The sequence below is a fragment of the Pseudoalteromonas sp. TP27 genome (assembly GCF_056470645.1).
Genome location: NZ_JARDAK010000010.1, coordinates 43,013 through 67,093 on the forward strand (window position 1 = coordinate 43,013; position 24,081 = coordinate 67,093).

Here is a 24,081-nt window from a genome sequence, read left to right on the forward strand (position 1 = left end):
ATGCTTTCGCTCAAGTGCGATAGTTGCAAATATGTTTAAAAATGTACTAATACCAACCTGCATAAATCTTTGATCAATTTAACGAATTAAATTCCACTATAACGTCGTTAAAAATTTTTTATTTACGACTGCATGGATGCAGGAGGTAGAGCAATGCAGGGAGCAATTGCCGAGAACAACTAAATACAAAAATTTTTGCCTAGTTCTAGCGTAATTTTCTTAACGTTAAATAGACCCCATATATAAGCAGATTGGTATAATTAATGAGTTGTGTATACAAATGAGGTTGTGCTGGGAAAATATTTACAGAAGGGGTTTTGAAGATATTTGATTAAAAAATTATAAAGGTAAATATATTAATGGGTTATCTCTAACCCACTAAATTATTTAGCAATTAAATGCTAACAATGTTCTCGGCTTGTGGGCCTTTTTGACCTTGAGTAACAGTAAACTGTACACGTTGGCCTTCAGCTAGAGTTTTAAAACCGTCGCCAGAGATTGCGCTAAAATGTGCGAAAACATCAGGACCAGATTCTTGCTCGATGAAACCAAAACCTTTTGCTTCGTTAAACCATTTTACTGAACCAGTAGTTGTATTAGACATAATATGTATCCTAAAAAATTAATATAAGTGTGCCTGAAAAGAGGCGATTGAGCCGGAAAAAATAGTTAACTTGAGGATATCGTGTAGGATTATTACTAAAACAACTCGGTACTAACAAATAAAACAAAACTTCTTTCAAACTAGTATTCAAAATGGGCTATTGCTAACCCATCAAATTGTTTAGCAATTAGATGCTAACAATGTTTTCAGCTTGTGGGCCTTTTTGACCTTGAGTAACAGTAAACTGTACACGTTGGCCTTCAGCTAGAGTTTTAAAACCGTCGCCAGAGATTGCGCTGAAATGTGCAAAAACGTCTGCGCCAGATTCTTGTTCGATAAAACCAAAACCTTTTGCTTCGTTAAACCATTTTACTGAACCAGTAGTTGTATTAGACATAATATGTATCCTAAAAAATTAATATAAGTGTGCCTGAAAAGAGGCGATTGAGCCGGAAAAAATAGTTAACTTGAGGATATCGCGTAGGATTATTACTAAAACAACTCGGTACTAACAAATAAAACAGAACTTCTTTCAAACTAGTATTCAAAATGGGTTATTGCTAACCCATCAAATTGTTTAGCAATTAGATGCTAACAATGTTTTCAGCTTGTGGGCCTTTTTGACCTTGAGTAACAGTAAACTGTACTCGTTGGCCTTCAGCTAGAGTTTTGAAACCGTCGCCAGAGATTGCGCTAAAATGTGCAAAAACGTCTGCGCCAGATTCTTGCTCGATAAAACCAAAACCTTTTGCTTCGTTAAACCATTTTACTGAACCAGTAGTTGTATTAGACATAATATGTACCCTAAAAAATTAATATAAGTGTGCCTGAAAAGAGGCGATTGAGCCGGAAAAAATAGTTAACTTGAGGATATCGCGTAGGATTATTACTAAAACAACGGGGTACTAACAAATAAAACAAAACTTCTTTCAAACTAGTATTCAAAATGGGTTATTGCTAACCCATTTTAACGAAAGCAATTAGATGCTAACGATGTTTTCAGCTTGTGGACCTTTTTGACCTTGAGTAACAGTAAACTGTACACGTTGGCCTTCAGCTAGAGTTTTGAAACCGTCGCCAGAGATTGCGCTGAAATGTGCGAAAACATCAGGACCAGATTCTTGCTCGATGAAACCAAAACCTTTTGCTTCGTTGAAAAATTTAACTGTACCAGTTGTAGTATTAGACATAATAGTATCCTAAGAATTAATAAAAGTGCGCCTAAATTAGGCAATTTAACAGGAAGAAAACATACATTTAACTGAGGATAACGCGAAGGATTATTACTAAAACAACGTGGTACTTACAAATAAATAGGGTTTTCTGTCAACCCGATGGCAAGCAGGATAACAGTAAATTAAGTTATATACCAAGCCCTATTGTAAATTTATTTTAGAGTAAGTGCTTTATTTGTTTGTTTGTTTTTTAACTAACTCGTTATGATTTAGATGATCTTTTTAACTTATAAATTAAAGTTAAGTTTATTTTAATCAATGCTTTACGATTATTTTTGCACACGGTTTTAGAGTAGGTAAAATACAGGTTTTAACTGGTTAAAACATGACCTAATTACCTACTAAATTTTTTGATATATATCTTAAATAACATGATTCATTAGCTTTAAATTACAAATCCAAGTATTAATAATGCAATCCAAAGTGTTTCAGCAACAATTAAAATAATAGGTTTTATACCTACTTCGGTAAGTTTTCCTAAATTAATTTTCCTAAATTAGTATTCATACCGTTTGTACCCAATATTCTTACTCTAAGTTTAATAAATAGACCCCTAATGGAAGGATGCTACTTAATTATTTCAATAGGAATTTATCTCGAAGATGCGTTATGCAATATGTGAATCATACTGCGTTTACAGCAAAGTGGCGATTAGTGGGTGGACAACCAGCACAAAGCCATCAAGGTAAGGCTTGCTGTCTTTAAAAAATATTTAATGGTTACGCGCTAAGATTGCTAATTAGTAGTTTAAGTACGTTTAACTAGTCGAGCTCAATTGGTAATGATAGTGATCGCTACGGCATTTACTTAGGCGGTATTCAATACGTTTACCTTCGATTGATTCGGTAATGCGCGATACTAACAGTAGTAGGTCGCCAGCTTTTATAGTAAGCATTTTTGCATCACCTATTGTAGCAAGTACGGCTTTAATACTGTTTTGGGTTTTGTGTACAGTTTGGTTAAATTTACTCTGATAGTAATGATAGAGAATGTGCGGTATATCTCTACTTTGATGTATATCAGGAAAGTAGCTTTGCGGTAGGTATATAGTTTCGCTCATGCAAAATTTGTTATCAAGGCTACGTCTACGAACAAGCTTAGTAACTTTATCTTTTTTATTTAGCTGCAAAGCCTTTATAGCTTCAGCGGGCGCTGAACAAAGCTCAACTGATAGCAGCTCCGCCTTTGGTGAGTCGTCACCTTTACTGTCGGCTTGTAACGGAAAAAACCTGAATAAGGCGTCTTGCGAGGTATGCTCTGATACAAACGCCTTGGCGACGAATTACTATTTTATCGTCGGTTAACAAATTTAATGCTTTACGAACCGTACCTTGGCTTACGTTAAATTTTTCAGCAAGGCGAAATTCGCTTGGTAAAGCTTCGCCGGGCAACCAATGCTGTTTAACAATGAGTTGTTTAATACTATCAGCTATTTGTAAGTAGAGAGGTTGAAAACCCAAGCTTGAACCACTTAATTTCTGATCAAACATAGAGTCACTCATTGCCATTTACCATTAAATTTAATCCACCTGTAGTTATATCATAGGTGAAACCTTTTACGCATATTTGCGTAACACGATTAAACGCGAGCTACGACTGTAATTGCTTATATAAGCAATAGAGTATTGCTAAAAACTTAACTGATGAAAGCTTTGCAAACATCTACAGTGGCGATAATTTTCTTTATAAGCGCAAGGTTTAACACGCTGCGCTTTTTTGGTAAAAACAACCCTTTTGTATGTTTTTTAATTTTTATTGTAAATAAATTGTACAGAAAGTGATTCTTGTTCTATCTTTTTTGTACCTATTTAGGTTCAATTATTAAGGATAAAAATGAAAACTATATTAATTACTACAGGTATTATTTTGGCATCTATTTTTTCTGCACAAGCGAGCGCAGATCAAATGGAGTGCTACGTAGATACTCAAGCATATGACCAATTTACTCCTAACCAATGTTTTGCGATGGTTTATGGTAAAAAAGCGGCTACAGCAGTATTTAGAGTTGTAGGTAATGGCTCTGATATTGATAGTGTTGTTTGGTCAAATGCTGCATCGTCTTGTGGCGTATCTGGTACATCATGCTCATTTTCGATCGGACCTTTTATAAGTAATAAAGCAGAAGCAACTGTATTATATACAAATGGTACTTGGAGCAAAGTTTCCGCAACGGCTTCGTTTGAAGATGGTCGTTAATTAAAATAATAACGTTTAATTGAATGAATAAGCGCAACGTTTAACACGTTGCGCTTTTTTTGTGTTTTATTTTTGTAATAATTTAGTCATTGTTTCTTCATCAAAAAGTCCTTTGGTAGTCATATCTATTTTTTATAGTGCAGCGGTTACTTATTTGAGGTTTACGCTTCAACAAAAAATAACCACTACACAATGGGAATAATAAAGGATGAAAATAAAAAAAGTTGCTGCGGCAGTTGGCTTAACGTTTATGTTAAGTGCACCAAGCTACGCCAATGTATTACCACAAAGCCAAGCACAAAGTAGCTGGTATACAAATGCCCAAACTACGTTGGCTGCAAAAACGACTCAAGCGCAAAGTGAGCAAACAACAAAAGCTAAAAACGTTATTTTATTTGTAGGCGATGGTATGGGTATTTCTACTCTAACCGCTGCACGTATTTTACAAGGCCAGCGCGCGGGTGAGCTAGGTGAAGAAGGTTATTTAAGCTTTGAAGAGTTCCCATACTCAGCGCAAGTAAAAACATATAACGTAGATGCACAAACTCCTGATTCTGCAGGCACAATGACCGCGATGATCTCAGGCGTTAAAACCGATGTAGGTGTTATTGGCGTAGATGAAGATATAGAACGCGGCGTATGTTCAAGCGCTGCAGGTAACGAGCTTTTAACAGCCACAGAACTTGCTGAAATTAAAGGCCTAGCAACGGGTATTATTTCAACAGCGCGTATTACTCATGCAACGCCAGCGGCAACGTATGCTAAATCGGCCGACCGTAACTGGGAAGATATTTCAGATATGCCAGCAGGTTCAGAAGCATGTGAAGATATTGCATCGCAACTTGTAAACTTTGAAAAAAACTTAGAAGCCCGTTATTTAGGTACCGATGTAGACGGCCTTGATTTTGTAATGGGTGGCGGTCGTCGTCACTTTTTACCAAAAGATGCAGCCGTTAACTCAACTGACGCAGTAAGCGCGGTAGAGGGCGATCGAACTGACGAGCGTAACCTAGTGACTGAATGGCAAACACAATACCCAGATGCAACTTACGTCATGGATCAAACAGGCTTTGATGCAATAAGCGACGACGCCACTAAGGTATTTGGTTTATTTAATGAATCGCACATGCAATACGAAGCCGACCGCGCAAACGACGTAGCGGGTGAGCCTTCACTTACCGATATGACCACCAAAGCTATTGATGTATTGGGTAAAAACGAAAAAGGCTTTTTTTTAACAGTTGAATCGGGTCGTATTGACCACGCGCACCACGCGGGTAATGCATACAACGCGCTTAACGACACCATAGAATTTGCAAAAGCAGTGCAAGCTGCCATCGATAATACCAACCCAGAAGAAACCCTTATTTTAGTAACCGCCGATCACAGCCACGTATTTACTATTGCAGGCTACCCTAAACGCGGTAACCCAATTTTAGGTCAAGTAGTTGCGGTAGGTGCAACTACACCAAGCCTAGCTGCCGACGATATGCCATACACCACAGTAGGCTATGCAAATGGTTTAGGTTTTAGAAATTTAGTTGATGAAACAGATGCCGATGCCGCTTATACAACTGGCCCAGTAGCCGGACGTGTAGAGCTTAATGGAGTTGATACAACAACACCCGGTTTTCATCAAGAAACAACCGTGCCACTCGGTTCAGAAACACATGCAGGTGAAGACATTTCACTACACGCAAAAGGCCCCGGTGCACAACTTGCCCAAGGCGTAATTGAGCAAAATGTAGTGTTTCATTTAATTAATCAAGCTCTTGAACTAACTCAGCAATAATGGCGGCTAACATGAACAAATTAAAAGTACTTTCTTTGGCAGTAATGGTCGCGCTTGCAGGTTGCTCAAGTGATAACGATAAAAATGAAAACAATATTATCGCAGTAGATAACGCTATTGCAGTTGGCTCTGAGCAGTGTATTAATGGCGGTGTAGAGACGCAAGTAGGCGCAGATACCAATAATAACGACGTGCTAGATAGTGACGAAGTTAACTCAACTAACTTAGTGTGTAATGCACCTGCTACATCACTTACTAGCGAGCAGCTAGCATCCTTAACAAGTAACGAATGGTATAGCGGCGCGCAGGCTCAGCTTGCAAAAACACAACAAGCTAACGCAAGTGTTGTTACCGAGTCGGGCAAAGCTAAAAACGTTATTTTATTTGTAGGCGACGGCATGGGTATTTCAACCGTAACGGCTGCACGTATTTTAGCGGGCCAGCTTGAAGGCGGCCTAGGTGAAGATTACCAACTTAGCTTTGAAACCATGCCTTATTCAGGCTTTGTTAAAACCTACAACGTAGATGCACAAACGCCAGACTCGGCAGGCACTATGACGGCAATGGTATCGGGTGTTAAAACCGACGTTGGCGTAATTGGTGTAGATGAAGACATTGAACGTGGCGTGTGTTCAACAGCGCAAGGTAATGAGCTAGTTACCTCGCTTGAACTTGCTGAAATAGCCGGTAAAGCAACGGGCCTTATTTCAACAGCGCGAATTACTCATGCAACACCTGCGGCAACGTATGCTAAATCGGCTGATCGTAACTGGGAAGATATTTCAGATATGCCAGCAGGTTCTGAGGCATGTGAAGACATAGCATCGCAACTAGTTAACTTTGAAGCCAACCTAGAAGCGCGTTTTGCAGGTATTGATGTAGATGGGATTGACGTAGTAATGGGTGGCGGTCGTCGTCACTTTTTACCAAAAGATGCAGCAGCAAATTCAAGCGATGCAGTAAGCGCAGTAGAAGGCGATCGTACTGATGGCCGTAACTTAGTGACTGAGTGGCAAACAACCTACCCAAGCGGCACATACGTAATGGATCAAACCGGTTTTGATGCAATAAGCGATGATGCCACTAAAGTATTTGGTTTGTTTAACGAGTCCCACATGCAATACGAAGCCGACCGCGCAAACGACGTAGCGGGCGAGCCTTCGCTTTCGCAAATGACCGCAAAAGCAATTAATGTGCTTGATAACAACGCAAACGGGTTTTTCTTATCGGTAGAAGCAGGGCGTATTGACCACGCGCACCATGCGGGTAACGCATACAACGCACTAAACGATACCGTAGAGCTGGCTAAAGCCGTAAAAGTGGCAATGGAAAACACCAACCCAGAAGAAACGCTAATTATAGTAACAGCCGATCATAGCCATGTATTTACCATTGCCGGTTACCCTAAACGTGGTAACCCAATACTAGGTAAAGTAGTTGCAGTAGGCGAAACAGAACCAAGCCTTGCTGCCGACGATATGCCATACACAACTGTTGGCTACACCAATGGTTTAGGTTACAGAGATTTAGGCGATGAAACCAATGCCGATGCATCTTACTTAGCCGCACCGGTAACAGGGCGTGTTGATTTAACTGACGTTGATACAACCACACCGGGCTTTCATCAAGAAGCGCTAGTTCCGCTAGGCTCAGAAACTCACGCCGGTGAAGATGTAGGTGTTTATGCAATGGGACCAGGTGCGCACTTAGTAACAGGCACAAACGAGCAAAGCTTTTTATTCCATGTAATGGACTTTGCGGCTGATTTAGTTAAAACAGCCGACGAAAAAGTAACGCAGTAAGCCGCTAACTTGTATGTTTAAAAACAACTCGTACCCTGTGCGAGTTGTTTTTTTATGTCATAAAAATGCCATTGTAAGTCGTTATTGTATGGCTATTACAGTGACGTTTAAATAAGAGATTAACCGATGAAAGTAGCATTATTTTTAATGGCAACCTTAGCAAGCACCAGCACATTAGCAGCGCAGTGCGATATTAATGCCGAATATTTAAAAGCCGATTATAAAATTACCAACAGCCATAAAGCGCAGCAAAGTAATGAGTCACTTACCCTTTGGCGAAACGATCAGCAAGTAGCGCATCAACGCCAAGTAATTACCGAGCTTTGGCAGCACTTAGCCAATAAGAAAATTCGCCCTATTCGTTACTTTAATGCCCAGCAACGCGGTATTGAATATCAGCCATCTGAGGTTCGCGGCGTACAAAATTGGAGTGCTAAAAACCAGCTGGTGGATGCGCACTTAATAGAAAAAATGGCGCTTTTAAACACCCAAAACACAGGCTGCGATGAAGTAAAAAACTACGCACTTATCGAAGGCGACAACCAATTTAAACTCGCTTTATTTACGCAATCAAACTTAGTTAAAAGCTTTAGCGTAACCAATAAAAAAGCCCAAACAAACATTGTGCTTAGCCTTAATAATGTAAGCAGTAATAAAGCAGAAATAACTGAGCAGTTTGCCAAATGGGATCGCTTTCAAACCACCGACTACGCCGACATTGGCGATAACGAAAACGACCCGTTTTTAGCTAAAATGATCAACCTTGGTTTTATAGAACACAGCGCAACGGGTTTTTACAACCAGCAGGGCGAAGCAATTCAAGGCGGACATCATCACTAGGTTTTTTAAATGTTGTAGTTCATAGCTAAAAAATGACAGGCGGCTATGAGCTACAAGCTAGTTTCAAAAGTAGATTAATTTAAGCCATTCCCAGCCAAGTAATACTACAAACTATTTCCCATTTTTATAAAACACACCATCGGCTGCATAATATTTATAGTTGGTAATAATTTACTCTATTTGTTATTAATAACAGTTTACACAAAGGGTACATTTAATTGCTAAGGAAAGTTCATGCCAGAATTCAAGATCTTAAACAACGTACTTGATTATATGGAATCTAAAGGGCTTACATATAAGAGTGTAGTAGTCACTATTAATGAGGATCTTGTTGAGGAAATAAATACTGTAAACAACAGCTCTCACACTTTAGAAGAATTACAAAAGGCGGCTGATAAGTGTTTTGCGCATGAATGGTTAAAGCGAAGAGGTCAGGGTGAAGATAAATATACTCATTTACATATAACACCAAAAGGCGTTGGAGCTGCGAGATCAAAACAAAGATCTGAGGAATTAAAAAAATCTCGCTCTTTCCTGAAAAAAACATCTGATTATATTGAAGAGCGCAAAGGCTTATTTATTGTCCTCGGCTTCTTATTAACACTTGCTACATTCGCACTGAAAATCTTTGGAGGTAAGTAATGAATAATAAATTTACAATCTCTTTGAAATGCTTGTTTTGCGATAGTGAACTTCAGAACGATACTGAAACAGAGTTAAGTTCAGGCGATATGCTTGAGTGCAAAGAATGTGGTGAGCTCAATGATTACGATGCATTGGTTGACGTTGCAGTTGATGAAGGCAAAGAGCTCGCTGAGAAATATGCTAAAGAAGAAATTGAAAAAATGTTCAAAAAGACATTTAAGTAAACGTAATCTTATAAATAAAAAACAAACACTATCGCCTGACACTACTCCAAATGAGCATCATCAGGCTTTTTAGGTTTACTCGCTACTTCTGTTAAGCCATCTTCGCAATCACCGCTGTCGCAGGTATTTAAATCGCTTTGTGCTTGTTTATCTTGTTGTAGCACATGTTTTAAATCTTCCATCCGTTGGCGCACTGCTACGCCGTAGCTGGCATCGTCGCCCCATAATGCAGCAAGTTGCACTACTGCAGCGCGGTCGTGGTCTCTAAACAGCTTACCTGCGCGCTCGGCATCTTGTTTAGTGTTACCTAGTAACTCGAGTGCTTCTCAAGGTTAATGGCTGAGTCGACTGTTTCGCGGTTAAAGGCATCTACTTTTAAATTAAGTAATTGATACGCGTGGCGGCGGTCGATTGCGCGAGCAACAATTTTTAACTGCGGGTAGTTTTTATGGGCGAGCTTAATTATCTCAATAGTTTTATCTGGGTCGTCTATTGCCACCACTAGCATTTGCGCTGTGTGCGCGCCTGCGGCTTCAAGGAGTTCTTGGCGTGCGGCATCACCATAAAATACGGTGTTACCAAAACGGCGCAGTAATTCTATTTGACTAGGGCTGTGATCAAGTACGGTAATTTCGTAGCCTTGCGCGTGCAGTAAGCGTCCCATAATTTGCCCAAAACGTCCGTAGCCCGCAATAATTACGTGCTTAGCGGTGCTAATTTGCTCTGGCTTATCAAACTCGGGCGCGTTGTTACTGGTGCGCTTTTGTAGTTGTTCGTAAAGCATTAATAACAGTGGGGCAATCAGCATTGAAACAGCCACCACCAAGGTGACTAAGCTGGTTTGTTCTGGCGTTAAAATACTTAATGTAGTGGTTACACTTAATAGTACAAAGGCAAATTCGCCGCCTTGCGCTAAGGCTAATGCAAATAACAAACGCTGCTTTTTACTAATATTAAAGGTAACGGCAAGGGCAAACAAAATGCAGGCTTTTATAACAATTAGTAGGGCAACGAGCGCAATAACAGTCGTAAATTCATCAGCTAATAACTCAAAGTTTATTGAAGCGCCCACGGTTATAAAAAACAATCCTAAAAGTAGGCCTTTAAAGGGTTCTATATCGGCTTCTAGCTCGTGTCTAAATTCACTTTCGGCCAGTACTACGCCTGCTAAAAACGTACCTAATGCAGGCGACAAACCAATACTTTGCATAACCAGCGCTATGGCAATAACTAAAAACAGCGCAAAAATAGTAAATATTTCACGCATGTGGGTTTGTGCAATGTATCTAAATAACGGGGCCGATACGTATTTACCACCGGCAATAATTGCAGCGATAACCGCAGCCGACACGCCTACTTGTTGCCAAACAGGCCAGCCAGCAATGATAGAGTCGCTAATGTCTTTTGAGCTACTTTGCGGTGCAAAAGCCAGTAGCGGTAGTAGCGCTAAAATAGGAATAATGGCGATGTCTTGAAACAGTAAAACCGAGAATGCATTTTGTCCGGCTTCTTGCTTTAGCCAGCCTTTTTCTTCAAGGCTTTGCAGCACAATAGCAGTAGAGGAGAGCGCCAGCATTAAACCAATGGCGAGTGCGGTTTGCCAGTGCATGGCAAAAAACCAATAACAAAATGCAAAAATAGCGGCGGCGGTGAGTACAACCTGCAAGCCACCGAGCCCTAAAATAGAGTGTCGAAGTTTCCATAAACGCGAGGGTTGTAGCTCAAGGCCCACTAAAAATAGCATCATTACTACGCCAAATTCAGCGAAGTGCATTACATCAGTTTGATCGCCCACAACACCCAGCGCATAAGGGCCAATGAGTATGCCGGCAATTAAATAACCTAACACAGAGCCAAGTCCGACTCGTTTTGCAATAGGGACAGCTACTATGGCTGCTGCTAAGTAAATTAAAGCAATTTCTAACACGCGTTTATCCTAATAACATCAAGGCTTTTAGAATGGCTTAGCTGCTTATAAAATACAATGGATTATATGGCTCAAAGTTACTTATTTATCAGTAGTTATAACACTAATGGTTATAACTACTGGGCTAAAAATAGCACTTTATGTTGAAGGGCTTGTTGGGGGACTAAATATTACAAATACTTATAATTGCTGAGCTTGGTTGGCCTGAATCAGAATGATAAATGGTCATGTTTGAGCTTATTGTATTTTCAACGCTTGTTTCAATTACTGTTACTTCAAATTCGGCAGATGCAGGTAAGTTAATATTTAATTCGCTATCGAAGTACATACCTCCGCTTTTTTGCAAAGTAAGTGGTTTTGTTTGATCAAAGCTAAATTGAAAGCTATCTGACGCTAAAAGTGTATCTACCATGTTAAAGCGTAGGTTAACGGTGTCGGGGCCTGAAAACTCAGCACACACAAATACTGAAACTTCAACAGCTTGTAAAACGGGCATGCTATTTTGGCCTACATCCACAGTAAAGTTGCTTTGCGTAATAGCTACAGAGTTGTATTCCCCAGCTGCGAGCCTTTGATCTGATGTTGTTATCGTTATTTTTTCACCTTGGGCTAAATTAATCTCTTCATCAAAAAAGCCATTTGTGTTGGTGCTGTACTGCTGTCCATTAATTGTTAGTTGTACATTGCTTATAGCCGCTTTTTGCACATTAGTGAGTTGCCCTTTAATGCGACCGGTAAGTAGGGCAGAGTTAGTTACTGTAATTGAAAATTGCACACTTTTTGAAAATCCATCAGCATCAGTTGCTACAACGGTTAGCGTGTAACTACCTGTCATATCGGCGATAAATTCGGTAATGCTTTGGTTTGTATTGCTTAAGCTGGTGCTCGAGCCTGAAGGCGCTGATAGCGTCCAAGCGTAATCGAGAGTGGTTCCCTCTGGGTCGTAACTTTGGCTTACATCAAATTTAACTGCATTGCCCACTACATCGTAGCGTGATTCCTCTCCCGTGAAGTTAATTACTGGCAGTGCATTTTGTATTACATCAATTGTTAGGGTTTTTGTGTCAGAGAACTGCACGCCATCGTTAGTGCGTAACGAAATAACCACTTGCCCCTCTACTGATGCGCTAAACGTTGGTTTTGATATTGTATTACTGCTAAGCGTTGCCTGGCCTTGCGACGAAATGATTTCCCATTGGTAGCTTAGTGGCTGGCCTTCTGGATCGTAACTATTTGAGGCATCAAGTAAAACTTGTTCATCAACCGTTATGGAGGTTTCATAAGTTACCAAAGTAATAGGCTTTTTATTGCTACTGGCATGCAGTACTGAGGTTGCTTGGTTTGAGCTTAATTGCCCATCAGACACTGTAAGCACTACAACGTAATCGCCTTCTTTATCGGCAATAATAGAGGGCGTTGCTGATGTACTGTTAGTCAGTTGTGATGCACTATTTACAGGCTTGGCTTGTAACTGCCAGTTATAACTCAGCGTATCTCCGTCTGGGTCGCTACATTGTTGGCACTGCAAAGTGGTTGATTCGTTTAACGTAATATCGCGTTCGGATTCAAGTGTTGCAACGGGGGCTTTATTACTTGTGGTAACAGTTAAAGTAACTGATGCGGTATCACTTTCACTTTGTTGATCGGTAACGGTGAGTGAAAGCGTGTAATCTCCAGCTGTTGACGCTGAAAACCCAGCGGTATGATTTTGCATGTTTGAAAGAGCTGGCGTGCTGCCCTGTGGCTTTGATGTAATTGCCCAGGCATAACTAAGCGTATCGTTTTTATCGGGATCAGTACTTTGATTACCATAAAGCGTAACAACTTCATTTGGAGCAATTGTTTGATTTTCTACGTTTATAACCGCTTGTGGCGATGAGTTAGAATTAAGCGATTCACTTTTGATGAGTACGACAGTGCTTGCTGTATCACCTTGTGAATTAGTAACGGTAAGATCAACTTTAAACTCGCCTATTTCGTCTGCAACAAACTGGCTTTTAACTTGAGTCGCATTTTCAAGCGTTGCACTACTTGCTACAGGCTTAGTAATAAACTGCCATTTGTATTGATTAATGGCGCTGCTGGTTGTGCTACTTTGCGCGCCATTTAAAAGCACTACATCACCTTGTTTAACGGTTTGTGTGCTACCTGCGTTAGCAATTAGTTGAGTATTTGTAGTAACGGTGAGTTGTTTTTGTGCAGGTGTGCTTGAAAGCTTACCGTCACTCACGGTTAATACTAATTGGTACTCTTGTGCTTCAGATACTGAAAATTCAACGGTACTTTCATTATTAACTGTAATCGGTATTTCTACTTGTTCGTTTTTGCTGGTTAATTGCCATTGATAGGTGAGTGCATCGCCATCGGGGTCGTTACTTTGTGCTGCGCTAAAAACGAGGATGGTATTTACTTTAAACTCCGATTGCTCGGTAGTAATAACTGCAATAGGCTTTATGTTAGTGCTAACTGGTTTAGCTACTGTTTTGGAGTCTGATCCTCCAGAGCCACATGCTACAAGCGTTACTAAAGTTGACGCTAAAATTAATAATTTCCATTTCATAATATTAATATCCTTTTAATAGAGTGGATATTAATATGTACCTAAATTGGCAGTAAATCAAAAAAATAAATAAAATTAGTGCTTTTGCATTATTTTATGAAATAACTTTAGCGAAAAAGTTTTATTTCTAAGTGACTTATGTTTTCAGACGAGCGTTTTATGCCCATATTGTTAGAGCATAAAACATGTTTAATTGCAGTTAAATAGAGTTAGTCAGCTACTTTTACTGGTCCGGTAATGTTATCAATGCTTACATCGCCAGAACCCGACTCAGTAATGGTCAGCCCTTTTGCATGGTTAACGCGAATGTCGCCCGAACCGTCTTCAATAGTAACGCTTGAGCCAATATGCTCAATGATCATGTCGCCAGAGTTATCATCAACATTAACTGCACCGCTTATATGGCTTATCACTATATCACCCGATCCATCTTCAACGTTTAGCAAACCGGTTATGTTGCTCACGTGCATTTCGCCCGACCCATCTTCAATAATGGCATTACCACTTACGTTGTTTATATGAATGCTGCCAGAGCCGTCGGTAAGCTCTAAATTACCCGCGATGTTTTCAAAGTTTACTTCGCCTGAACCATCGTCAACAGTTAGGTTTTTAGCACCGCTTATCGTTAAATCTCCTGAGCCGTCTTTTACATCAATATTGCTTTGCATAGCATTTATTAAAATGTCGCCAGAGCCATCATCAATATCTAAATTTAGATTACTTGGCACAGTTACAACTAAATCAATATGTGGAGATTGGCCACTGTAAAAGCTAATGCCATTACGGCTTTTATTTTGGGCAACAAGCTTTGCCTGTTTACCGTCTTGCTCGAGCGTTAGCTCGTATTCGTCTTCAATGTCGGCTGTGTAAATAGTGGCATTAACACTAATGCTGGTGGCCGTTTTTGAGCCTTTTATTTCAAGACTACCTGCACCGCTTAACATACTTAAGTATTCTAGATTATTGCTTGGCAGTGAAAGCTGTTTAGTTTGTTTTACTGACGCAACGCTTGGCGATATATGAAATACACAGCCGCTTAGTAATAAAATGCCGCCAATAAGCGAAAGTGGTTTTGTAATGCTAGATACAGTTGATGAGCTCATGCTTAGTCCTTTGGTATTTATTGTTTGTATTTGTATAACCAATATAGAGCAAAAACGAGACCAATTATAAGTTGTTGTTTTTATTGAGGTAGGATGTGTTTATGAAAGTTGAAATACTAATAAGTGGTTAAATACACTAAGAAGTAATTAAAATAAGAAGTAATTAAAAAAGGATGCACATGGCATCCTTTTTAAGTTACGGCTTTACAGTTAATTAAAAGCTGTAAGTAATATTACCGTATAAAAAGCGCCCGTCTAATCCGTACGGCGCATATGGCGTGTACGGGAATATTTGGCCAAAGTCAGAGTAACCTATGTTATCCACGGTTGCTTGTGGGTACTGATCGAACAAGTTGTTTGCACCAACGGCAAATTTCCAGTATTCGTCTGGGCGGTAGGCTACTTCTAGGTCGGTGATCCATTTAGGGTCTAGGTATTCATCGCGATCAGCTGTGGTTGAAATATCAGCGACTTCACCGTAGCGCGTGGCACGAAGGGTTGTTTGCCATTCGTTAAAGTTCCACACTGCCGATAGGTTCCATTTGCTATCTGGTGTGCCTTCTTCAAAACGACCTACTTCACGACGCGCAAACACTACGTAGTCGTCACCTAGTGAGTTAAGCTCGCTTGGGTTGTCGTTTACGTGTGTTACTTCGGTGTCGTTAAAGTTAGCGGCTACGTTTAAACGTAAATCACCTAAGTTGTCTAAATCTAAGTTGTAAGTTGCAACTATATCTACACCTTGCGTACGTGAGTCGATAGCGTTAGTAAAGTAGCGTACGAGTTGCGTGTTTAATTCACCGGCATTTTGTAGTATTTCTACTACGGCATCGCCTTCTAGGTTTTCAGACAAAACAATACGGTCATCAATATCAATGCGATATGCATCAACCGTTAAGCTAAAGCTGCCTTGCGTGTAAATAAAGCCTGCTGTTACGTTTACTGACTCTTCAGCATCTAACGGCTGAGCACCTAGTGCTTGTGCTGCTGCAGAATCGGTAGGGAATAAACCAACCTCAAGTGGTTGGTTGTTTTCAAGTACGGTAGAGATTTGGCGGTACGAGCTTTGTGCAAGCGATGGCGCACGGAAACCTGTGCTAATTGCACCACGTAGCGATAGGTTCTCGTTAATGCTGTAACGCGAAGCAAGCTTAGAGGTAAATGTGTCACCAAAGTCGCTGTAATCTTCATACCGGCCGGCTAAAACGACGTTCCAGTTTTCTGTTAAGTAGGTATCAAACTCAACAAATACTGCTACGTTATGGCGACTTTCGTCCGTTACGCTTTCTGGTCCAAAGCCAGCGAGTACTTGCGCGCCACCGGCTGCAATTGGATTGCCGTCGCTATCAAGAGCAGTGATGTAAGACGCTTCTTCGCCTTGTTCTATTTTATAGCTTTCGTGGCGGTATTCAGTACCTACGGTAAAAAACACGTCATCTGGCAAGCCAAAATCAAGCGTGGTATTTGCTGTAGCGTTTACTAAAAACTGATCGTAAACCAGTGCGCCGTTGTCAAATTCAGTTGGGCTGTCGGCACCTAACGATGTATTAATGCTATTTACAACGCCAAAACCAAAGTCGTTACGGCCGTAGTTGGTACTTACATCCCAAGTCCAGTCGTTAGTTTCACCTTGTAAGCCTAGTGCAAACGAGTAGTCTTGTACGTCAGTTTCAATTTGCGGTAAAAAGCCGTCTGGGTACACTTCTAAAACGTTACGGCTGTCTTTTGCACGGCGGTAAAAACCACCTGAATTACCTTCGCGTTTTGAGTAACTACCAAACGAGTAAAGGTTTAAGCCATTATCTAAATCGTAACCCATGTTGTAAAACAAAGCGTAGTCTTCAAGGTCGGCTTTACCAAAGCGGTGGTTGTAACGGTCGATAGTAAACTCGCGTGGGTCTAGGCTGCCGTCATCAAGTTTGGCGTATTGTGGGCGCGGGTCAAAGCCAGAGCGTTGAGTTGAGTCGTTATCGCGGTACTCAATAGATACGTTTACAAAGCCGTTATCAGATAACGCAAAACCAGAGTTTGCACTAACAGTGCGTGTTGCGCCGTCGTTTACTTCTCTATCGCCGCCGGTATTAAATGCAAGGTTACCGTTTGCATCTGCGTAGGTGCTTTCTAGCTGAGATACGCCAGCCATTTGTGTGTCGTATTTACCGTACGTTACGCTTACGCTACCGCCTTCTGAGGCATCTTTAAGTACAATGTTAATTACGCCAGCAATTGCGTCAGAGCCGTACTGTGCGGCTGCGCCGTCACGTAGTACTTCAACACGTTTAATGGCTGAAGTTGGAATCATGTTTAAATCAACAGCTGTAGAGCCTCGGCCAACAACACCTGCTAAGTTTAATAGCGCACCGGCATGGCGGCGCTTACCATTAATAAGCACTAATGTGTGATCGGGTGCTAAACCACGTAAAACAGCAGGTTTTGCATGGTCAGTACCATCACCCATAGTCGCGCTTGGGTAGTTAAAGCTAGGTACTTGGTTTGCTAGTATTTGGCTTATTTCTAGCTGACCGGTACTTTGCATATCACCGCTGGTAATAATATCTACAGGTACCGTACTTTCGGCAATACTACGTAGGCTTCGGCGAGTACCAGTAACCGAAATTACTTCGATATTTTTTTCTGCTTGATTATCTTGCTCTGCGGCAACGGCCATAGAGTAAGGTGTGCTAAGTGCAGTGGTAACGGCCAAGCTAAGTGCGAGTTTATTTGCAGATAAACGCTTAAAAGTCATTAATTGTTCCCCAAGAACTGTTAGGGCTTGTTGACCTTTCAGGGTTGAAATTTGTTCTAGCTAGGGGCGATTTAATCGCGGCGCGAGATTTGTAACCTAGTGGGCTAAGTAAAAACCGAGCAACAAAGAGTAAATCGCCCATAGGACGAACCTAAAGGCAGCGCATGTTTTGCATTTATGCTGCGTTATCGCCTATTTATGGGGAATAACCACACTACATAGGCTCTGTCTTGCCTAAAAGCCAAACATACTTCTGCAAATTCAACCTCGAAAGATAAACAAGCCCTTATTGATGATTCGAAAAGGAGCGCATCATATAGAAGCGGCTACCCTAGTGCAAAGATAAAAACTATCTAAGATATTCTAAGTTGTTAACACATAAGGTCAGTGTTTACGCACGATAGAGACGTTTGGATCGTTGCAGTTGCAATCTTGTGTCGAATGGTTGCGAATTCAAGGGAATTTTAGATAAAAGTTAGTATGACGTAAAAAGGCCAAGCATTCGCTTGGCCTTTATAAAGTGCTAAATTACGTGATTTAAATTATTCAGGGGCAACTTCAAGCGTTGTAAATAATGCATAACGACCTGAGTCTACGCCTTCTTCATTAACATCAACATCTGATGATGTTTCAATTAGGTATAAGCCAGGCTCTTGCCATGTTGCTGTGAAAAAGCCGTCTTTGTCGGTGGTTACTTTTACTTCGCCACGTTCATTACGGTAGCGTGTGTCGCCTTTTAAAATACTTACTTCAATACCAGAGCCCGCAGGTTTACCGTCTTGTAAAAGCTGAAATTTAGCGCTCTCACCCACAAATAAGTCATTTGGATGCGTAGGACCGCTTAGTTCTAATCCCTTACCAAGTAATGCTGGTTTTGATGTGCCGTTACGACTAACAAAGGTATCGACTGTAGAAATCATCTTGGTTGTTTTAATTTGAGCTGCATCGCTTGGTAGTTTTGCTTCTGACTTTTTACCAAATACACGTTTACGTTTGCCTTGTGCGTCTTTGTAAAAGGTCATGTAGCGAGGCGTTTGTGTCATTGCAATGTGGTAAGTGCCTTCTTCACTAAGGCTGATTGCTGCTGAGCTTTTACGCTTTAGGTAATAAGCACGAATCGTTTCAGATACTGGCTCACCATTAGGTGCAAGCGCCATTAATAAATTGTCGTCGTATTCAGCGCCTTTCTCTTTTGGCTTAAAGGCTTTATCGGGTGCAAATATTTCGTTAGAAATACTTGCGTCAATCATTACGTAATGCGCTTTGTCGCCTGATAAAGATGTGTGCGAAGGGAGTAACCAACGTCCGTGTGCATTTGCTGAAGTTGACACTAAAGCAGATAAGCTCAATGCGCCGATTAATGCCGTTTTTAATAAATTAATTTTCATTGTATTTCCTTAAATTTAAATGATTAAGTAGCAGCTACTTAGTGCTTACAGTGACGAAGCTTTCTGAAAACTCGTTTTTACCATCAATTGTTAGCTTGCCTGATTTAGTTAAATCAAGCTCAACACGGGTGTAATCTCTGCCGCCTTCTTCGCGTACAACTTCAATATTTAGTAAGTATTTGCCTGGTTTTACTGGGTTACCGTCTAAATCATTACCTTGCCAATTTATGGTGTAAGTACCGGCGCGCTTGGTTGCGCCGCTAATGCCGTCAAAGTTGGCATCGCTTTTACCTGCTTTACGCCACCATTGGCGTAGATCTTTAAACCACTCTGCTTTTTGCACCCAAAGTGCAAGCGTTGTAACGTGTTTGCGCTCTGGTGTTTCAAGCCAAACTGCAACGTATGGGCGGTGATATGGTTGTACTTCTAAGTCGGGAAGCGTTAATTCAACTTCTAGCTGTGGTGTTTGCGCATGCGCCGTTGTTTGAAAAAACGCAGCTACAAGTAGTAACGTGGCGCTTATAAATAATTTAAATTTAACCATTAAGACACTCCTTTTATTTGTGGAACCCAACATAAATAAATAACCAGTGGAGTAGCGACTCCTAGTAAGGTTATCCATATTCCTGCTAAGCGTTTTTTTCTATTTTGAAATAAAATAATCATGCCGGTAATGGCAAATAAAATCATTAATACGGCCGATATATCAATTACCCAGCTCCATACCTCACCGGTGTAACGACCTTTATGTAAGTCGCCAATAAGGCTTAAAAAGCCACCTGTTTGGTAATCAAGGTTTAGCTCGCCAGTTGTAAAATCAAGCTCTGCGTAGGCAAATCCCGCTGGTAGTGGGTAGTCGAGCATGACAAGTGCATCTTCTTTTTCCCACTCAATACTTTTTACTTTTGTAAGTGAATACTGCTTAGCTAAGTAAGCTTCTATTTCAGGATATAGCGTAGGCAACGTATTTAGCTGTGCATTTGCTTTAGTAACTAGCTCTGCAGGAATCGTTGCGGTTACTTGACCGTTATTTTTATCGTTTTTAAGCCAATCGACGTGATTAAGCACAATGCCGCTAACGCAAAATAAAATAAGCAAAAAAAACAAAGCTGTAGAAATATAAATATGTAGAGCACGGCTTGTACTATACAAAGCCCGCTTATTAATAAACGACATAAAAACAGTTAATAAATTAAATTTACAACATGATAATGATTTGCATTAGCTATTACAAATTTACTTGCTTATCTTTACATAAAAACTTTGAAATAAAGGTGGTATGCAGGTAAAAAATGAATATTTAATGCTTAGGAGGGCTGGAAGGTCTTAATATGAGGTAAATCATTACCGATATTTCTATTGCTGCAACAAGGTAAATAACCCAAATAGGGGCGGCTGAATAAAGTAAAAATATAAATCCTATTAGCATGCCAATAGCAGCGTAGCATTTGGCTTTAACGGGCACTACTTTGTGGGCTTGCCATTGCTGCAGAGTTACACCGTAACGCGGGTGGCTTAACAGCCACTTTTCGAGCGCGGGGGATGAGCGAGTAAAGCAGGTAAGCGCCAAAATAAAAAATATAGTGGTAGGCATAACGGGCAGCACAATACCTATGATGCCAAGCGCAACAAGTAACAAACCAAGCGCTTTAAACCATAAGTTTTTATAACAAATAAAGGCTGTTTTTATATTCACTTAGGCTCTTTTTAGGCGTGCTCAGGTATCTGTAATTGTAGGCTAAATAACTATTAATTCGAAGCTTAAAATCAATAAAAAAGGGCAAACTAAGTTTGCCCTTTTAAAAAATAAATGCGGTTAGCAGTTTAGAAGTAGTAACCGATGTTTATGTTGAAGCGACGTTCTGTATCGCCCTCACCAATAATTGTTCCGCCAATAAATGGCTGGTTGCGTGCTTGAATAAAGTCGAAGTAACTAAAGAAGCCACCTGCAGCAACACTCATACCCGTTACGTTCATCCATGTATCTGCGCTATCGTCAGACTTGTCATAAATAATGCCGTAATCGTTGTAAAATTGAATGTCGGTAACTGGGCCCCAATCAAGCGAGTAATTATAAGCAACGTTAAAGTTGGTCATAGTTGCTTCGCTAGATACGGTATCGTAATAATTATATGCACCAACAACAAAGCGGTCGCTGCTGTCGTCTAGGTCGTAGTCGTATTCACCGTGTTGAAATTGGATATTCCAGTTGTTAATTGTGCTATCAACATGAAATGCCCACGCGCCGTAGTTACCTGCACGATCATTACCATCATGTAAGCCACCACTTAATAGTGATACACCCACATCGGTAGTTACGTTTTTGCTGTGCTCAATTTGATATGTTGCACGCCCTGCAAAGGTATTGTATTCGCCTATGCGAGAGCCTGGTGCATCGTATGTGTCTTCGTCTGCTGAGCGGCTACCAATAATGTCGTAAGAGTAACGATGGTTAATATCTGTTGAGCTTTCTACTCCGCCACGTTCGTCATTTTTGAAAAAGCCTAGGTCTAGTTTCCAGTTATCTTTAAGTTTACGTTTTACTACTACACCTAAGTCAAAGTCGTCCTCTAGGCCTACGTAATAGTTAGTACTGAAAAAGTAGCTGTGTGAGTTGTATGGGCCATTACCAAAAGGCACGGGTGCAATACCTGCTTGTCCTTCCCAGCCATCTGTAAACTCGTAACCTAAGTAAGCGTATTTAACAACGGTCATATAATCGTAAAAACGTATTTCACCGTTTAGTGAAATATCGTTAATTTCGCCAGACACATTTAAACGAAAAATATCAAAATCAAAATCGCCACCGCGATCTTGAGTATCTTCATCGTATGTATTGGTGCTGTAGTTAAAGCGTATTGCTCCACCTACCTTAATGCCTTCATCTTTCTTCTCTGGTTCGGCTGCGGCAACTTCAACCATTTTTTGATCAGATTTTTTACTGATGTTTGCAACTTGTTGTTCGTGTTGCTTGTTAATTTGTTGCTGTTTTGTTTTTTCTTCAACTAACTTATTTTCAAGCAACTGCATTTGCTGTTTAAGCTGTTTAAGTTGGCTTTGTAATGTGTCTAGATCATCAGACGCATAAGAAGTACTTGTAACACCACCTAATACTAGTGCTAGTGTTAATTTTGATAGTTTAGTCATAATTGCCGCTCAGATTTTGATTAAAAAATAAAAAATTCAAGGCGTCGAAAAACGCCTTACGTTTAGAGTAAGTACAAAAACTATGTATTTTTTTTATTGTTTATTCTTTAGGAGCTTGAGTAAGTGCACCCACTTCTAGAAGGGGCGATGCATCTAATTTATCTGCATCCATCATTGCTGCTACACGCTGCATTGACGAGAGTAAAAGGCTCTGTTCCCACTCAGCAAGCGCAGAAAACTTTTCAATAAAGTGTTCTTGCAATGGCTGAGGTGCTTTATCAAGTAACTCTTTTCCTTTCTCGGTGAGGTATAAGCTCACTCTGCGTTTATCCATTTGACTGCGTACGCGTGTTACTAAGTTTCTGCTTTCTATTCTGTCGAGAATATTGGTGACTGTTGCCGGGCTTAAATTTACATTTTGAGCAATACGGCTCGCCGTTATTCCATCAGTTTTTTTAACTTCTTGCATTATAAGCAGTTGTGGCCCAGTTAAACCTGAAGTTTTATTTAGCTGCTTAGAATGTAAGTCAATCGCGCGGATTACTTTACGTAAAGAAACCAATAACTCGTCATATTTTTGCATTTGCTTATCTCATCGATGGGGCGGTAGATTGCCGTAATCGCGAAATGTTACACATCAAATAAATTGAATTCAAACAATATATTGCACTTTAGGCCGCTTTTATTGGTTTTTAATAGTTAGAGCAGTAACTAATGTAAAATTATATTGTTTAAATTTTAGTAAATTTTCTTAGCATCTTGTGTGCATTAAGTTGCGCACAGTACGTATGTTGTGAATAATTGGCAAGTCTTATTGTATAGACTTTAGTATTATTCATTTACAGCTGTTAGTACAAAGTAATTGTTTGTGAGTTTACTGTATATATATTAATCGGCAATGAACAAATTCAGCAATCAATATTTAATATCAATAGCGTATACTTTAAGCATGCATTATTGTTTATATGTAAACATTAAAAATCTTTAGTATCAGTATTATAGGGAAGGATATGAAATTATCGCCATCAGTTAGCATTGAACAAAGCGAAACCGGTCTTGAGTTTATTAAAGTAGCTAGTGCGAAGTGCGATGCAAAAATATTCTTGCAAGGTGGGCAAATTACCCAATTTACCCCTAAAAATAATGAGCCGCTTATTTGGGTATCACAAGACGAAACCTATCAAGAAGGGGCAAGTATTCGAGGTGGTATTCCTGTTTGTTGGCCGTGGTTTGGTACACACGCTAACGATGGGTGGCCTGCTCATGGTTTTGCGCGCACAAGCGTGTGGCAAGCCGATGAAGTACACGAATCTGATGAGCAAATTACGGTTAGTTTAAAGTTACCTATGAAGCTAGTTAATACAACGTATTGGCCGCATCAGTCAGCATTAAAAGTGGAGTTTATATTAAGTGATAAGTTACAGGTTCGCTTAACTACGACTAACTTAGGAAATACGCCATTTAGCTTTACTCAAGCGCTGCATACCTATTTTCCTACATCAGACATTACAAATACCCATGTTGATGGTTTGCAAGGCGCGCAATATATTGAGTTTAGTGAAGGGCCATTTGTGCAAAATGACGTTGTAAGTTTTGAGCGCGAAACCGACATGATTTATACACAAGCAAGTGCAGTACAAACAATTAATACGCCAGAAGGTGTTATTAATGTGAGCCGTGAAAATTCAAACTCGTGTGTACTGTGGAACCCATGGATAGAAAAATCAAAACGATTATCTAATTTTGCTGATGATGAATATAAAACAATGCTCTGCCTAGAGGCTGCTAATGTACTGACAGATAAAGTAACGCTTGAGCCAAAGCAAAATCACACATTAGTAACCACCATTAGCTGGGCTAATTAATAATCCC

General features: G+C 40.2%; 20 protein-coding genes and 3 pseudogenes. 7 read left to right on the forward strand and 16 right to left on the reverse strand.

What is annotated here, in order from left to right; all coding sequences use genetic code 11:
• Nucleotides 1–394: 394 nt before the first annotated feature.
• The 6 genes and pseudogenes from PX700_RS12770 to PX700_RS12795 form a co-directional block, all read right to left on the reverse strand.
• Nucleotides 395–604, reverse strand: coding sequence for a cold-shock protein (locus PX700_RS12770; RefSeq protein ID WP_182672130.1), 210 nt, complete (start codon nt 602–604; stop codon nt 395–397).
• A 187-nt stretch (nt 605–791) separates the two neighbouring features.
• Nucleotides 792–1,001 (reverse strand): cold-shock protein, encoded by a 210-nt coding sequence (locus tag PX700_RS12775; RefSeq protein WP_007580429.1) that lies wholly within the window; start codon nt 999–1,001, stop codon nt 792–794.
• A 187-nt stretch (nt 1,002–1,188) separates the two neighbouring features.
• The gene (locus tag PX700_RS12780; RefSeq protein WP_007580429.1) at nt 1,189–1,398 is read right to left on the reverse strand and encodes a cold-shock protein; all 210 of its coding nucleotides are present in this window, start codon (nt 1,396–1,398) and stop codon (nt 1,189–1,191) included.
• Between the two features lie 186 nt (nt 1,399–1,584).
• Nucleotides 1,585–1,794, reverse strand: coding sequence for a cold-shock protein (locus PX700_RS12785; protein WP_006792548.1), 210 nt, complete (start codon nt 1,792–1,794; stop codon nt 1,585–1,587).
• A gap of 430 nt (nt 1,795–2,224) precedes the next feature.
• A pseudogene (locus tag PX700_RS12790) lies at nt 2,225–2,329 on the reverse strand (putative sulfate exporter family transporter); the annotation flags it as partial.
• A gap of 267 nt (nt 2,330–2,596) precedes the next feature.
• Nucleotides 2,597–3,341 (reverse strand): annotated as a pseudogene (locus tag PX700_RS12795) (GntR family transcriptional regulator).
• A 331-nt stretch (nt 3,342–3,672) separates the two neighbouring features.
• Here PX700_RS12795 and PX700_RS12800 point away from each other — a divergent pair.
• From PX700_RS12800 to PX700_RS12825, 6 genes are all read left to right on the forward strand, one after another.
• Nucleotides 3,673–4,035 carry a hypothetical protein gene (locus PX700_RS12800; protein WP_415638059.1) on the forward strand — a complete coding sequence of 121 codons (363 nt, stop codon included), beginning with the start codon at nt 3,673–3,675 and terminating at the stop codon, nt 4,033–4,035.
• Between the two features lie 208 nt (nt 4,036–4,243).
• Complete coding sequence (locus PX700_RS12805; protein ID WP_415638058.1) at nt 4,244–5,827, forward strand: alkaline phosphatase; 1,584 nt, start codon at nt 4,244–4,246, stop codon at nt 5,825–5,827.
• A gap of 11 nt (nt 5,828–5,838) precedes the next feature.
• Entirely contained in the window at nt 5,839–7,629 is a 1,791-nt protein-coding gene (locus PX700_RS12810; RefSeq protein ID WP_479520892.1) for an alkaline phosphatase, read from the forward strand.
• Between the two features lie 126 nt (nt 7,630–7,755).
• A complete protein-coding gene (locus PX700_RS12815) occupies nt 7,756–8,469 on the forward strand; it encodes a hypothetical protein (protein ID WP_479520893.1) in 714 nt (237 codons plus the stop codon).
• Nucleotides 8,470–8,703: 234 nt separating this feature from the next.
• Entirely contained in the window at nt 8,704–9,111 is a 408-nt protein-coding gene (locus PX700_RS12820; protein ID WP_479520894.1) for a hypothetical protein, read from the forward strand.
• Nucleotides 9,111–9,338 (forward strand): hypothetical protein, encoded by a 228-nt coding sequence (locus PX700_RS12825; RefSeq protein WP_479520895.1) that lies wholly within the window; start codon nt 9,111–9,113, stop codon nt 9,336–9,338. The genes PX700_RS12820 and PX700_RS12825 overlap by 1 nt, the downstream gene beginning before the upstream one ends.
• A gap of 41 nt (nt 9,339–9,379) precedes the next feature.
• On the opposite strand, the pseudogene PX700_RS12830 reads toward PX700_RS12825, so the two are convergent.
• The 10 genes and pseudogenes from PX700_RS12830 to PX700_RS12875 all read right to left on the reverse strand — a co-directional run bounded on the left by PX700_RS12830 (nt 9,380) and on the right by PX700_RS12875 (nt 22,792).
• Nucleotides 9,380–11,265 (reverse strand): annotated as a pseudogene (locus PX700_RS12830) (monovalent cation:proton antiporter-2 (CPA2) family protein).
• A gap of 163 nt (nt 11,266–11,428) precedes the next feature.
• On the reverse strand, nt 11,429–13,825 hold the full coding sequence (locus PX700_RS12835; protein ID WP_479520896.1) for a PKD domain-containing protein: 2,397 nt from the start codon (nt 13,823–13,825) through the stop codon (nt 11,429–11,431).
• Nucleotides 13,826–14,034: 209 nt separating this feature from the next.
• The gene (locus tag PX700_RS12840) at nt 14,035–14,928 is read right to left on the reverse strand and encodes a DUF4097 family beta strand repeat-containing protein (RefSeq protein WP_479520897.1); all 894 of its coding nucleotides are present in this window, start codon (nt 14,926–14,928) and stop codon (nt 14,035–14,037) included.
• 214 nt (nt 14,929–15,142) lie between these two features.
• Nucleotides 15,143–17,674 (reverse strand): TonB-dependent receptor plug domain-containing protein, encoded by a 2,532-nt coding sequence (locus PX700_RS12845; protein ID WP_479520898.1) that lies wholly within the window; start codon nt 17,672–17,674, stop codon nt 15,143–15,145.
• A 542-nt stretch (nt 17,675–18,216) separates the two neighbouring features.
• Nucleotides 18,217–19,062, reverse strand: coding sequence for a DUF4198 domain-containing protein (locus PX700_RS12850; RefSeq protein ID WP_479520899.1), 846 nt, complete (start codon nt 19,060–19,062; stop codon nt 18,217–18,219).
• Between the two features lie 34 nt (nt 19,063–19,096).
• A complete protein-coding gene (locus tag PX700_RS12855) occupies nt 19,097–19,606 on the reverse strand; it encodes a DUF2271 domain-containing protein (protein ID WP_479520900.1) in 510 nt (169 codons plus the stop codon).
• Complete coding sequence (locus PX700_RS12860; protein WP_415638049.1) at nt 19,606–20,238, reverse strand: PepSY-associated TM helix domain-containing protein; 633 nt, start codon at nt 20,236–20,238, stop codon at nt 19,606–19,608. The genes PX700_RS12855 and PX700_RS12860 overlap by 1 nt, the downstream gene beginning before the upstream one ends.
• Nucleotides 20,239–20,362: 124 nt before the next feature.
• Nucleotides 20,363–20,758: a YbaN family protein gene (locus PX700_RS12865; RefSeq protein WP_479520901.1), complete on the reverse strand. Its 396-nt coding sequence runs from the start codon at nt 20,756–20,758 to the stop codon at nt 20,363–20,365.
• 128 nt (nt 20,759–20,886) lie between these two features.
• Nucleotides 20,887–22,209: a carbohydrate porin gene (locus PX700_RS12870; RefSeq protein WP_479520902.1), complete on the reverse strand. Its 1,323-nt coding sequence runs from the start codon at nt 22,207–22,209 to the stop codon at nt 20,887–20,889.
• A 100-nt stretch (nt 22,210–22,309) separates the two neighbouring features.
• On the reverse strand, nt 22,310–22,792 hold the full coding sequence (locus PX700_RS12875; protein ID WP_010554531.1) for a MarR family winged helix-turn-helix transcriptional regulator: 483 nt from the start codon (nt 22,790–22,792) through the stop codon (nt 22,310–22,312).
• 427 nt (nt 22,793–23,219) lie between these two features.
• On the opposite strand from PX700_RS12875, the gene PX700_RS12880 reads away from it, so the two are divergent.
• The gene (locus PX700_RS12880) at nt 23,220–24,074 is read left to right on the forward strand and encodes a D-hexose-6-phosphate mutarotase (protein WP_197181090.1); all 855 of its coding nucleotides are present in this window, start codon (nt 23,220–23,222) and stop codon (nt 24,072–24,074) included.
• Nucleotides 24,075–24,081: the final 7 nt, after the last annotated feature.